The following is a 12,426-nucleotide window of genomic DNA, read 5'->3' as shown; positions in this document are numbered from 1 at the left end:
ACCGCGCTCGCGTGCCGGCCCTGACCCCGCGTCGCAGACGTAGCGAACACGGCGCCGGGAGACGGTTTTCGCTACGTCTGCGGGGCGGCGAGGGGGAAGGGGTAGCGGACGGAGGTGCCGTGTGACCACGCTCACGTCCACGCTGTCCCCAGTTCTGGTGGGAACCCGGTCGGATGGAACCGTCTACGCATCGGATGCGTCCAACTCTGTGAAGGGGTTGACGGGGAGCGTTGCTCCGATGAGACGTGGGGGGACGGATGGGCGAGACACTCAAGGCTGACCCGGAATGGATCAGCGGTCTGGGCAACTATGTGCTGGCGCTGAACGGCAGTGCCTGGAAGGCGGTCAATCTGGTTGGTGCGCACGCGCAGTCGACGGGTGAGTTCAAGGGGTTGATGGGCAAGCTCAAAGAACCCGTAGACAGTCTGCACACGGCAACCAAGACGCGGATCGAGAGGATTCCACCTGTCCTCTATGGCACGAGTGTCAACCTGAAGCAAGCCGCGTGGGATTACACGACCACCGATCGTGAAGCCGGCCTCGGATTGCGGCACACACGAACCGAGACCTACAACAGCAATCCGTTCATACCGCCGATCGAGGTGCAGCTGGGTCGGGTCCCCGACCCAGTGGTCACCTACGAGCAGGTCGATGACGTCCCGGGAACTCGCGGCTTCGGGAATCCGCGCGCCGTCGACGTGACGGCCCCCGCCAACGAGTCGGTGAACTGGAACGCCATCATCGAGAGTGCGGCGGGTTGGCTGGCCGACGCCGACTCGGCGATTGCGAGCCTGACCCACTGGAGTCCCATTCAGTCGGCCGTCGAACCGGTTGCAGGAAATTGGATGGAACTCAAGCGAATCGGCAAGACGTATGGGAAGACTGGCAGCGCATTCGACATCATCTCCGGTGACCTGGGTACCGGGCACCGAACGGTCGACACCCATTGGGACGGTAAGGCCGCGGTCTCGTACTCGTCCTACAGTGCAGATCTTGCGCGCGGGTTGAACTGGGAAGGGTCGGTCGGCCGCCTGCTGGAACGTGGCCTCACGATGGCCGCAGATCAACTCGAGGCAGCCGCGAAGGCACTCATTGCCCTGGTGCAGAAGGGGCTGTCCCGGCTCGTGAAAGTCGACAGCTTCGAGGGCATTCTGAAGCTGGCTGCCAAAGCCGTCCCGGGAGCCGGAACCGCCGCCGCCGTGGCCGAGGTGACTCGTCTGCTCGCGGAAGTTGCCATAGAAGCGAAAAAGATGATCGTTGAGATCAACAAAGCCATCGACGCGCTCACGACCTTCATCAGCTTTTGCAAGGATCCGGTAGGTTTCGCCACGGGCAAGGCCGAAGGAGCGGTGAAGGAAGAGCTGAAACCCTTCACTGACACGCTGGACAAGATCGCGTTCGCGAACGACGTTGCCACAGCTACCGAGATCGACCGAGTGACGAAACAGCCGAGGACTGCTTACGACCCGGGGACGGGTCCGGGAATCTGGGAGGACCAGCCGTGAGGATCGTTGCCGTGACCATCGCCGTGCTGACGCTGCTGTTGGCTACGACTGCTTGCAGTGGGGCAAACGGCGCCGACAGATCATCGTCCAGTGCGACGCCGCCGGCGGCCGCATCACCGGCGCAGTCCACGACCGAGCAGGCGCCCGTGTCCGAGGACGGCGAACCGCCGACCACGATGACCGCAGAGCAGATCTGCGCATCGTTGACGCCTCAGGACATGGCGCCTTTGACCTCGGGAACGGTGACCGACAAGCCGCAGCCGACGATGAACCTGGGACTGCCCGGTTGCAAATGGCCGGTGGAGAACGGCTACGGGTGGTTGGCGATCGATGTGTTCAAACCGGTCAGCGTCGATGCGATCCTGACGACTGCGGTCAGCCAGTACAAGGTCGGTGACGGAACCGGTTATCAACAGTTCGACGATGACGGAACCACGATGTGTCAGGCGCTGGTACGTACACCCCAGACTCCGGACGGCTATCTTCTCGGCGTGAAGATCGATGGAGCCGGGGATGGTTCGGCCAATCTGTGCACCAAGTCCGTTCCGCAGACCGAGAAGGTGCTCGAGGCGCTGAAATGGTGACCAGATGACCAACGCTGACGAGTTCGACGCGGCATTTCGTGCGCTCGAGTCGGCGATGGGTGACCTCGCCACCGCATCCATCCGGGCCGAGAGCATCGAGTTCCCGGACATCACGTTCGAGTCGGCGGTGGTCGAGGCAGAGCCTGCTGCCGACCCCGGCCGCACCGCCGACGAACTCGCCGATCTCCGACGATGGGCGACGGATGAGAACGCGCGCAACGCCGAGTTCGCGCGTCGCGTGGAGGAGGCGATCGACGCCGAACTCGATGACCTCCGCGGCGGCTGGCTCCCCGATGGACGGCGCGAACAGATCATCGAAGACGTTCGCGCACACATGCTTGCGCAGTTGCGACGATTCGCCTGATGCGACATCGTAGCGAATCCGCGAGCGGCTCGGTGCGCGGTTCTCGTGGCGGCCGCACGACGGTGCTGCTCGCGGGAACTCTCACCGTCATGATGATCGTGGCGACGCTCGGACCGGGAAACGAGCTGGTGCACTTCCTCTCATCCGATCGACGCAGCAGCGGCATCGGGGAGGAACCTTCCGTGCTCCCGGGAGCCTTGCCGGACGGCGGGGAGGAGGCGCTCGACGATCTCACATCCGCGATGGCGCGGCTCGACGCCGCCATCGAGCGAGCCGAGTCGGAGTTCTCGGGCGAATCACCGTGGGATGACGAGAACCCTCCTCGTGTGACGATCTGGCCGGTGTGCGCGACGATGCCGGTCGCACCTCGCGTGGCGGCAGCGATCGAGTGATGGCGGCCGAGGCGAGCCCGTTATCGATTCGAGATGCGCCGTATCGGTGTGGTGTCACCCGCAGCGCGGGAGCGACGCGTCATCACGGTGGGCAGTAGCGTCATCGTCACCGACGGGACGTCGAGCCATTGCGCCCGCGGTGTTCACGAGCAACCCAGTGCGACGATCGGCGGAATCCATGACCAGTGCCCGCATTGCCCCGCTCCCCACCGGAGACCTCGGCGAATCAGTCGATGTCATCGACGTGATCCGTGTGGGTGGACAGTTCCCGCGCCAGAACCGTAAGCCGTTGTACCACTTCACCATCGAGAGTGAGAGTGCCACACGCGCACGCGTGTGCCTCGCCGGCGAGATCGACCTGCTCGCCGCCGCCGACCTGCGGGCGACCCTCGAGGCGGTGAGTGCCTCGACCCGTCAGGTGACCGTCGATCTGTCGGAGGTGACGTTCATCAACTCCCGTGCGGTCGGCATCCTCGTCGAGCATTCGTCCACGCAACCGTGTCGGATCCGCGTGTGCGGTGCCAGTCGTTCGACCCGACTCCTGTTCGAGCTGTTCGGCGCTGCCGAGATGCTGTCCGGAGACCTGCGCACTGCCCGGTGAGCTTCCGGGCAGTGCCGCCGGCGCTTGATCAGCTCTCCGACAGGACGAGATCTGAGGCCTTCTCGCCGATGACGACAGACGGGGCATGGGTGTGCCCCCGGACGATCGTGGGCATGACCGATGCATCCGCGACGCGTAGGCCCGTCACCCCGCGCACCGTGAGCATCGGCGTGACGACGCTGTTGGCGTCATTGCCCATACGACAGGTGCCCACCGGGTGATACAGCGTGTGCGAGTGCCGGTTCAGGACCTCGGCGAGGATGTCGTCGTCCGGGGTCCTGACCCCGGTGTTGGGCTGGGAGATCACCCCGAGAAGTCCGCGCAGGGACGGTGCCTGGGCGATCTCGGCGCAGGCTCGCAGACCCTGCATCATGGCCGCTCTGTCGATACCGTCGGGATCGCTGAGATACCGGGGATCGATCAGGGCTTTCGCAGTCGGGTCCGCGGAGCTCAGTCGGACCGATCCGGTGCTCTTCGGCTGGAGCAGGATCGGGCCCATCACTGCGGCGTGATGGGGATGAGGGTCGCCGAGCCCCTCGTTGTAGAACGCCACCGGGGCGAAGATCACCTCGAGGTCCGGAAGGCGAAGCTCGTTGCGGCTGCGGATGAAGCCATATGCCTCACCGACATTCGAGGTCAGCATGCCGCGCCGGCGGAGCAGGTAGTCGGCCAGCTGCCGAGGTGTCTCCGCGTCGGCGAGCGATCCGGAGTCCACGTCCCAGCCCATCGGGGCGATGAGGTGATCGAGAAGATTGCGGCCGACCTCGGGGTTGTGGGCGACAGTGGTGATGCCGTGCTCGGTGAGATCGCGGCTGTCTCCGACGCCCGACAGCATGAGCAACTGCGGTGTGTTGATGGCTCCGCCGCAGAGAACGACCTCACGGCGCGCGTGGACGGTCCGGGTCTGTCCGGCATGGTCGTACTCGATGCCGATTGCGCGGGTGCCGTCGAACAACACCTTGGTGGCGGTGGCCTGGGTGATGAGGTGAAGATTCTTTCGCTTGAGTGCGGGTCGTAGGTAGGCGTCGGCGGTGCTGAATCGCGCCCCTCTGTGCTGGGTCACCATGGTCTGCGAGAAGCCCTTCGGCTCAGGCAGGTTCGCGCGCTCGACCGGATAGCCGCATTCAGATGCGGCATCGAGGAACGCTCGGGTCAGTGGACGGGGCGAGCGCTGATGTGACACACGCAGCGGGCCGGTTGACCCCTCGTCGTACTCGGTGGCGCCGTCGACGTTCTCGATCCGGCGGAAGTACTCGACGAGCGACGAGAACGACCAGTCATTGCCGGCGCGTCCGGCCCACTCGTCGTAGTCCGCGGCGAACCCGCGGACCCACATCATGGCGTTCATCGACGACGACCCGCCGAGGGTCTTGCCGCGCGGATAGAACACTCGCCGCCCGTTCAGTTCGGGTTGCGGTTCGGTGGAGTAGTTCCAGTCGGAGTCACCGCCGAACAGCTTCGAGAAGGCGGCGGGAATGTGGATGAAGCTATCGGAGTCCTTCGAGCCGGCCTCGAGGACCAGCACCTCGTTGCGGGGATCGGTGCTGAGGCGGTTCGCGACGACGGCACCGGCGGAACCGGTACCGACGACGACGTAGTCGACGGTGCGGGGTGCGGGAACGGGCATGGTGTCCTCTCTCGTGTGAAAGCGTCAGCCGCGCAGCGCGAAGGCGAAGATGGCAGGAAGTCGGGTCGGTCGGGGATGCGCGGCGAACTCCGCGAGCAGTCGACCGGTGGTGGCGGCGGTCCGATTGGTGACGAACCACGGGGGCTTGGGCGACAGCGACCACTCGCCGTGCAGAATGGCGCGCGGTGCGGGTCGGAACGGTCCGCGCACCACAGTGCGTTCGACGTCGGCCAGCAGGAATGCGTTGTGGACGACACCGGTTCCGGACTGGATGTCGTCGATCGTGTGACCCGGGAACGCACCCCAGGTCGCGGCGGCGGTGAGGAAGCCGACGGCGGTCCAGGCGTTCACGGCGACGGTCCCGTAGCGCAGGTCGGCGATCATCGTCTCGAAGTCGTCGCCGAGCCGAGCGATCGACCGAGGGTGCGCGATCACGTTGATCCCGAGCGTGCCGACGAATCGGTTGTTGGCAACATCGGTTGCAGCGGTGAGGAATTCGTCTTCAGAGCCGGGGAGTTCGAGAACGCCGAGGACAGGGGCGAAATATTCGGTGCGCAGCAGGGTCTCGGTGTCGTCGGCGGACAGCCCGGTGACGAGAAGGCGTTCGGCAGCGGTGCCGAGCCGTTCCGATCGCGGATAGGCGTCCCGCGCCGCGGCGACCCGGGCGTCGCTGCCAGGGTAGTACCCGACCCGCGCCGGAGCGGATCTGAACGCGTCACGCAGTGCGTCGAGGAACTCGTCCTTCTGCTCCCAGTCGGAGGAGATGATCACGGCTTGGGCGGCGACACAGTTGTAGCCGCCGTTGTGCAGGCGCTGGGTCGCGACGTGTTCGGCTTGGAATCGCAGATCCGCGGCGCTCCATCGTCCGGGTACGACGATGGTGGGCGAGACTCCGCCGAGCTCGCTGGTGATCGGCTTCGTCAATCGTGGCTCGCCGGATGCCCTGCGCTGTTGGGCCTGCGCGCCGGTACCCCAGACGATCGCATCGTGAGTGGCCGCGCTGCCGGTCATGTGGACATGCGCGACCGCGTCGTGCTGGACGAGGTGCTCACCGACGTCCGCCCCACCCGTCAGGATGCGGATCGCGCCGAGGGAGATCAGCGGTTCCAGCACCCGTTCCAGCACCGGGAGTAGGGGATCGGTGAGTGGGTTGAGTTTGAGGGCGACCACACGATTGTGTGCGAGCAGTTCGTAGATCACGTCGAGCGGGGCGATCGAGGTGATGTTGCCGGCACCGATGACCACACCGATGCCACCGGTCCGTGCGGGGTCGAGCTGCGCGAGACCGGCGTCGGCCTCGGCCCGCGCGCGATCCACACCCGGCTGGAACCACACGTCGGCAGTGAATCCGCTCAGCAGCAGCGAGTCGTACGACGACGACGGCAGGACCCGCACCGTGGTGCGCCCGCCTGCCGTTCCGAACGTGGCTCGCGCGATCGGGCTGCGGCCGGCGGCGAGCGCGCGCAGGGTTTGTGCGGCGGCACCGAGGCCGGTCGCGAAGGCGTAGGGGCCGGAGATCCACTCCTCACCGGTCAGCACCGAATCCGGGTCGAGCTGTTTGATGGAGGACGCGGCGTCCACCCAGGCGGCGGCGTGGGTGCCGGTGAGCGCTCGAACGCGGTCGAGTAGGTCGGCTCGCGCGGACAGTGACGTCCGCGACCATGCCTCTTCACCTGCGGAAAGATCGGTGAGTGCGGCTTCGGTCGCGGGCCGGTGATCGGTGTCGTGGGGTGTGTCGACGCTCATGTGCGCGAATCAACTCCTGTCGTCGTGTCAGGTTCTCGGGCTTGCTCGATGACTGGATTCTTCGCCGTACGGCGCGGTGCCACCATGGGCGACTGCCACGGAGGCGTCGCTGTGAGGTTGTGCCCGTGCACAACGGCGATATGACACAGCTCACGACATACCGCTACGATCGCCGATGTGGTCACCTCTACCGGCAACTCTCCCGCGGCCGCGCTCGCCGTCGATCTGCTCGCCGATCTTCCCGCGCTCACCGACGCCCTTGTCGACCGCTTGCGGTCGGCGGAGGAGACCTACCTCGAGTCGCAACTACTGACACCTGACCAGCTCGTCACGACGTGCACGGAGAACCTCCACGCGGTGCTCGAGGTTCTCGCCGGACGTGGACGTGTGCGGATCGACGTCGCCCGCGCGACGGGACGACTCAAGGCCGAGCAGGCGATCCCGCTGGCCGCGGTTCTGCGCGCCTACCGCCTCGGTGGGCAGCTGATCTGGGAGCAGATGATGCGTCGTGCCGACAGCGTCACGCCGGTGGAGTTGCTCGACATCCCTGCGCAGCTGTGGGCGGCGATCGATGCCTACTCGAGCGCGGCGGTCGAAGGCTATCGGGAGACCGAGATCCTCCTCGCTCACGCCGATGCCGAAGCGCGAGCGCTGTTGGTACGCACCGTCTTCGACGACCACTCCGACAACCCCACGGTGATCATCGACGCGGTTCGTGCCCTGGGACTGCCCGAGCGCGGTTGCTTTGCCGTCGTGTCGGCGGAGGGGGCAGAGCCGCGCCCGGCGACGGCCGGTGACACCGCAACCCGCTTGCATGACAAGGGGATCACCTCGGTGTGGGACACCCGACACGACGGGTACCTCGGGCTGATCTGTGGACGATCCGACACCGATGTCGACGCGGCGGTGAACGATGTCGGTGCGGTGTTCGATCAGCGGGTGGGAGTGAGTCGGACCTTCGCCACGTCGGCGGGGATCGTGCGGGCCGTCGACGAGGCCCGGCTGGCCCGACGTTCTGCGCCCAGTGGTGCCGGCACCGTCATCCGGTACGAGAGTCTCTCCCTGGCATTGTTACTCGTCCGTGTCCCCGACGCGGCGCAGGAGGTCGCCGAACGGACATTGGGGCCGCTGCTGGAACTTCCCGACGCCGAACGCGACGAGATGCTCGCGACGCTCGAGGCGTGGTTCGAGTGCGACGGCTCGACGGCGGCAACCGCGGACCGGCTCCATTTCCATCGCAACACGGTGCTCTATCGCCTGCGTAAGATCCGCGACCTCACCGGACGCGCGGTCGAGAAGCCGATCGATGCCGCCGAGCTCTACCTCGCGTTGCGCGCGGTGCGGATGCAGGGACACGCAGCACGCTGATCGGTTCCACGGATGTTCGCGGCCGAATCCGGAGGGCACCGCACGGCATGTGCATCCGGACAGCAGCACGGCGGATCACCTTGTGGCACCGACCATCGACTCACGCCGTACCCGTCGAGCAGAATTCTCGCCATCACCCCGCCATCACGACCGGAGTCCCCAGATGACCAATCTCGCACTCAATCTCGTCGCCACCGCCCGCGCGCATGGCGATACCGTCGCGCTGCGATGCGATGAACTCGAGCTGAGCTTCACCGAGTTCGATTCGGCGGCAGCACGAATCGCGACGCTGCTCGAGCGAGAAGGTGTCGGACCGGGTGATCGGGTCGGCATCATGCTGGGCAACACGCCTGCCTTCGCGCTGACGTTCTACGGGATCCTTCGCCGCGGCGCCATCGCGGTGCCGATGAACCCGTTGCTGAAGAGTCGCGAGATCGAGTTCTACCTGACCAACACCGGCGCGGACGCGCTGTTCGCGACGCCGCAGTTCGCGGAGGAGGCACGCGCGGCCGCCGACGCTGCGGGCAGCCGGCTGTGGCTGGTCGACGATGCGGGGCTCGCCGAGTTGATCGCGGATCTGCCCGCGCAGCCGCGGCCGGTCGACCGCGAGTCCGGCGACACCGCGGTCATCCTGCACACCTCGGGGACCACGGGAACGCCGAAGGGCGCGGAGCTGACCCATGGGGGTCTGGCACGCAATTGCGAGGTGACGGCGCGGACGCTGCTGGGGATCGGTTTCGGCGACGTCGTCATGGGTTGCCTGCCGCTGTTCCACGTCTTCGGTCTGACGTGCGGGATGAACACCTCGGTGCTCGCCGGGACGACTCTGACGCTCATCCCACGATTCGACCCCCGGACCGCGCTGCAGGTGATCGAACGCGACCAGGTCACCGTCTTCCTGGGAGTGCCCACGATGTACGCCGCGATGCTCGGCGTCGCGCGGGAGTTCCCGCACTCCGCCACCGCGAGCCTGCGTACCTGCGCGTCCGGTGGGGCGTCGCTGCCCGTTGCGGTGCTCACCGATTTCGAGAAGACCTTCGGCTGCATGATCCTCGAGGGATACGGATTGTCGGAGACCTCTCCGGTGGCGTCGTTCAACCATCCCGACAAGGAGCGAAAGGCGGGCTCGATCGGCACTCCGATCGAGGGCGTGCGGATGCGCGTGGTCGATGCCGACGGCACCGAGGTCGGCACCGGGGAACCCGGCGAGATCCAGATCGCCGGCCATAATGTGATGACCGGCTACTGGAACCTCCCGGAGGCCACCGCCGACGCGATCGATCCCGACGGCTGGTTCTCGACAGGCGACATCGGGACCGTCGATGCCGACGGCTACCTGTTCATCGTCGACCGCAAGAAGGACCTCATCATCCGCGGTGGATACAACGTGTATCCCCGGGAGATCGAGGAGGTGCTCTACGAGCATCCCGATGTCGCGGAGGTGGCGGTCGTCGGAATCCCGCATGAGACGTTGGGGGAAGAGGTGGGTGCGGCGGTCGCGGTGAAACCGGGGGCCGGCGTCGAGCCGTCCGAGCTCGTCGATTTCGTCCGGGAGCGGGTCGCTGCCTACAAGTACCCGCGGCACATCTGGTTCCTGCCGGAGCTTCCCAAGGGCGCGACCGGGAAGATCCTGCGTCGCGAGATCAGCGCACCCCAGGCCCTCGGAGCCTGAGGACGCAGGGGGCGCGGGCACAGCGCATTCCCGCGCTCGGCGGCGATCGACCGAATCGGGTGGCGCGGAGAGAGCTTCGTACCATACTTTCCCCATGACCGAATCGCGCAGTTCGCGCGCCAACGCCGTGGTGGTCCGCAGCATCTACGGGACAGCGGCGGTCGAGTGGTTCCTGATCTTCGCCATCGGGACGATCCTCGTCACGCGCCTGTACCTGCAGCTGACCGGCTATCCGCAGGTCGGGGGCGGCACCCTGCACATCGCGCATGCGCTGTGGGGTGGCGCGCTCATGATGCTCGCGTTGGTGGTCGGCTGGCTGTTCCTGGGACCGGCGACGCGGATCATCGCGATCATCATGGGCGGCATCGGTTTCGGATTGTTTCTGGACGAGGTCGGCAAGTTCGTCACCAAGGACAACGACTACTTCTACGGGCCGTCCGCGGAGATCATGTACGTGCTCGTCGTCCTGATCCTGCTGATCAGCCGGATCGTGCGTGACGTCAAGAAGCCGACCGTCGCCGAGTCGATGGCCAACGCGGCCACCATCGCCGCCGACGGCATCTCCCACGGACTGCCCGCCCGCCGCCGACGGCAGGCCGACGAGTTCCTCGACGTCGCGTCCGCCCGCGGCGCCGATCCCGCTGTCGTCGAACACATCCGGGGCCTGCTAGAGGCGAGTCAGGATTCACCGGACCGGCTGATGCGTCTGCGTGACCGCGCGACCTCCCTCATCCCCGGCCTGTTCCGCAGTCCGCGATGGGTGACGATCGTGGGCTGGTTGCTCGTGATCAGTTCCGTTGGCACATTCGTCGTCGGCATCCTGGGATGGACGTTCAACGATCGCGACATGGGCGACGTGGCGCTCTACTTCGAGATCAGCCGCAACACGAAGGCCAGCTGGATTCTGTTCATCAGTGGCGTCGCCACGTTGGCACTGTCGCTGCCGGCGATGATCGCGCGCAACCGGACCGAGCGGCTCTGGCCGCTGCGGTCCCTGCGTCTGGCCGCACTCGTCTTCACGTTGACCAACGCTCTCGTGGACTTCGCTCTCGAGGGTTTCGGGGCGCTGTTCAACCTGGCGATCGGGTTGTTCGCCCTCGCCGTGATCACCTATCACCTCGGTGAGCGGGTCGCCGCGGCCGATGTCGATCGTGATCAACTGAGAGTGTGAGCACTCTCGATCGCGCATCCGTCACCGCCCGGGTCTCCGGTTTCGAACGGCGGGTCGCCGACGTCGGAGACGCGCGGGCCGCAGCGGTCGCCCTCACCATCGCCGAGCGCGACGGACAGCACGGCATCTGGCTGACCAAGCGTCCCGCGACCATGCGACGACACGCCGCGCAGTACGCGCTCCCCGGCGGTCGTCTCGATCCCGGCGAGGACCAGCCGACGGCCGCGCTGCGTGAGCTGCATGAGGAGATCGGTATCGATCTGCCCGCCGACAGTGTGATCGGCATGCTCGACGACTATCCGACGCGGTCCGGTTTCGTCATCACACCTGTCGTCTGCTGGTCCGACGGGACGCACATCCCGGATCCCAACCCGGATGAGGTCTCACAGCTGTTCTTCGTGACCTTCGACGAACTGATGGTCGAGCCGCGGTTCCTCACCATCCCCGAATCGGACCGACCGGTCATCCAGCTCCCCATCGTCGGTGCCCTCGTGCATGCACCGACGGCCGCGGTCATCTATCAGTTCGCGGAGGTCGTCCTCCGCGACCGGCACACCCGCGTCGACGGGTTCGAACAGCCCGTGTTCGCCTGGCGTTAGGCCCCGGGCAAAAAATCCGGCGAACCCGGGAATGGAATCGGACCACGGTCCGTTTACAGTGGTGTTGGGCCGCGACGGCCCACGGACCAGAACCCACGAACACGTTCACGTTCAACCTGGAGGAACCACCATGACCACTGCAGTCTCCGCTCCCATCGCCGCCGGCACCTGGATCATCGACCCCGCCCATTCGGCAGTCGCGTTCTCCGTCAAGCACCTGATGGTCAGCAAGGTGCGGGGCAACTTCGAGTCGTTCTCCGGCACCATCACGGTCGCCGAGGACGGCACCCCGGCCGTGCAGGCCGAGATCGACGTCACCTCCATCACCACCGGCAACGAGCAGCGTGACGGCCACATCAAGTCCGCCGACTTCTTCGACGCCGAGAAGTTCCCGAAGGCGACCTTCGTGTCGACCGGAGTCGCTCCCAAGGGTGACGACTACATCCTGACCGGCGACTTCACCCTCAAGGGCGTCACGAAGTCCGTCGAGCTGACCCTCGAGTTCAACGGTGTGAACCCCGGCATGGGCCACGGCCCGGTCGCCGGCTTCGAGGCCACCACCGTGCTCAACCGCAAGGACTTCGGCATCGACATCGACATGCCGCTCGAGGGCGGCGGCGTCGTCGTCGGCGACAAGGTCACCATCACCCTCGAGATCGAGGCGGGCCAGCCGGCCTGATCGAGGTCAGCTGACCCGGCGGTCCGCCGATCCCGACCACAGCGTCGGGCCCGGGCCGTCCGAACAGAAAGAGCCGACACCGTGCGCACCCCGGCGCGGTGTCGGCTCTTCTGTCTCG

General features: G+C 66.4%; 12 protein-coding genes. 10 read left to right on the top strand and 2 right to left on the bottom strand.

Going from position 1 to position 12,426, the window contains the following annotated elements; translation table 11 throughout:
• Positions 1–257 precede the first annotated feature (257 nt).
• The 5 genes from EEB19_RS19735 (at position 258) to EEB19_RS19715 (ending at position 3,446) form a co-directional block, all read left to right on the top strand.
• Complete coding sequence (locus tag EEB19_RS19735; RefSeq protein ID WP_187589062.1) at positions 258–1,505, top strand: hypothetical protein; 1,248 nt, start codon at positions 258–260, stop codon at positions 1,503–1,505.
• Positions 1,502–2,089, top strand: a complete 588-nt coding sequence (locus tag EEB19_RS19730) for a hypothetical protein (RefSeq protein ID WP_187589061.1) — start codon at positions 1,502–1,504, stop codon at positions 2,087–2,089. The genes EEB19_RS19735 and EEB19_RS19730 overlap by 4 nt, the downstream gene beginning before the upstream one ends.
• 4 nt (positions 2,090–2,093) lie before the next feature.
• Entirely contained in the window at positions 2,094–2,453 is a 360-nt protein-coding gene (locus tag EEB19_RS19725; RefSeq protein ID WP_187589060.1) for a hypothetical protein, read from the top strand.
• Entirely contained in the window at positions 2,453–2,845 is a 393-nt protein-coding gene (locus EEB19_RS19720; RefSeq protein WP_187589059.1) for a hypothetical protein, read from the top strand. Before EEB19_RS19725 ends, EEB19_RS19720 begins: the two co-directional genes overlap by 1 nt.
• Before the next feature lie 178 nt (positions 2,846–3,023).
• Positions 3,024–3,446 carry an STAS domain-containing protein gene (locus EEB19_RS19715; RefSeq protein WP_187589058.1) on the top strand — a complete coding sequence of 141 codons (423 nt, stop codon included), beginning with the start codon at positions 3,024–3,026 and terminating at the stop codon, positions 3,444–3,446.
• A gap of 28 nt (positions 3,447–3,474) precedes the next feature.
• Here the strand turns inward: EEB19_RS19715 and EEB19_RS19710 are convergent, their stop codons facing one another.
• Positions 3,475–5,073: a GMC family oxidoreductase gene (locus EEB19_RS19710; RefSeq protein WP_187589057.1), complete on the bottom strand. Its 1,599-nt coding sequence runs from the start codon at positions 5,071–5,073 to the stop codon at positions 3,475–3,477.
• A gap of 24 nt (positions 5,074–5,097) precedes the next feature.
• Entirely contained in the window at positions 5,098–6,819 is a 1,722-nt protein-coding gene (locus tag EEB19_RS19705) for an aldehyde dehydrogenase family protein (protein ID WP_187589056.1), read from the bottom strand.
• A 177-nt stretch (positions 6,820–6,996) separates the two neighbouring features.
• On the opposite strand from EEB19_RS19705, the gene EEB19_RS19700 reads away from it, so the two are divergent.
• The 5 genes from EEB19_RS19700 (at position 6,997) to EEB19_RS19680 (ending at position 12,308) form a co-directional block, all read left to right on the top strand.
• Positions 6,997–8,187 (top strand): CdaR family transcriptional regulator, encoded by a 1,191-nt coding sequence (locus EEB19_RS19700; RefSeq protein WP_187589055.1) that lies wholly within the window; start codon positions 6,997–6,999, stop codon positions 8,185–8,187.
• A gap of 163 nt (positions 8,188–8,350) precedes the next feature.
• Positions 8,351–9,859 (top strand): long-chain fatty acid--CoA ligase, encoded by a 1,509-nt coding sequence (locus EEB19_RS19695; RefSeq protein WP_187589054.1) that lies wholly within the window; start codon positions 8,351–8,353, stop codon positions 9,857–9,859.
• A 127-nt stretch (positions 9,860–9,986) separates the two neighbouring features.
• Positions 9,987–11,030 carry a hypothetical protein gene (locus EEB19_RS19690; protein ID WP_187589147.1) on the top strand — a complete coding sequence of 348 codons (1,044 nt, stop codon included), beginning with the start codon at positions 9,987–9,989 and terminating at the stop codon, positions 11,028–11,030.
• A complete protein-coding gene (locus EEB19_RS19685) occupies positions 11,027–11,629 on the top strand; it encodes a CoA pyrophosphatase (protein WP_187589053.1) in 603 nt (200 codons plus the stop codon). Before EEB19_RS19690 ends, EEB19_RS19685 begins: the two co-directional genes overlap by 4 nt.
• A 130-nt stretch (positions 11,630–11,759) precedes the next feature.
• Positions 11,760–12,308, top strand: a complete 549-nt coding sequence (locus EEB19_RS19680) for a YceI family protein (RefSeq protein ID WP_187589052.1) — start codon at positions 11,760–11,762, stop codon at positions 12,306–12,308.
• Positions 12,309–12,426 lie beyond the last annotated feature (118 nt).

This window comes from Gordonia sp. OPL2 (genome assembly GCF_003797825.1).
GTDB lineage: Bacteria > Actinomycetota > Actinomycetes > Mycobacteriales > Mycobacteriaceae > Gordonia.
This window is presented reverse-complemented; position numbering and strand designations above follow the sequence as displayed.

Excerpts from the sequence above, each read along its gene's own strand:
- EEB19_RS19710 (WP_187589057.1), bottom strand. The coding sequence starts at position 5,073 with ATGCCCGTTCCCGCACCCCGCACCGTCGACTACGTCGTCGTCGGTACC.
- EEB19_RS19735 (WP_187589062.1), top strand. The coding sequence starts at position 258 with ATGGGCGAGACACTCAAGGCTGACCCGGAATGGATCAGCGGTCTGGGC.
- EEB19_RS19715 (WP_187589058.1), top strand. The coding sequence starts at position 3,024 with ATGACCAGTGCCCGCATTGCCCCGCTCCCCACCGGAGACCTCGGCGAA.
- EEB19_RS19725 (WP_187589060.1), top strand. The coding sequence starts at position 2,094 with ATGACCAACGCTGACGAGTTCGACGCGGCATTTCGTGCGCTCGAGTCG.
- EEB19_RS19695 (WP_187589054.1), top strand. The coding sequence starts at position 8,351 with ATGACCAATCTCGCACTCAATCTCGTCGCCACCGCCCGCGCGCATGGC.
- EEB19_RS19705 (WP_187589056.1), bottom strand. The coding sequence starts at position 6,819 with ATGAGCGTCGACACACCCCACGACACCGATCACCGGCCCGCGACCGAA.
- EEB19_RS19680 (WP_187589052.1), top strand. The coding sequence starts at position 11,760 with ATGACCACTGCAGTCTCCGCTCCCATCGCCGCCGGCACCTGGATCATC.
- EEB19_RS19720 (WP_187589059.1), top strand. The coding sequence starts at position 2,453 with ATGCGACATCGTAGCGAATCCGCGAGCGGCTCGGTGCGCGGTTCTCGT.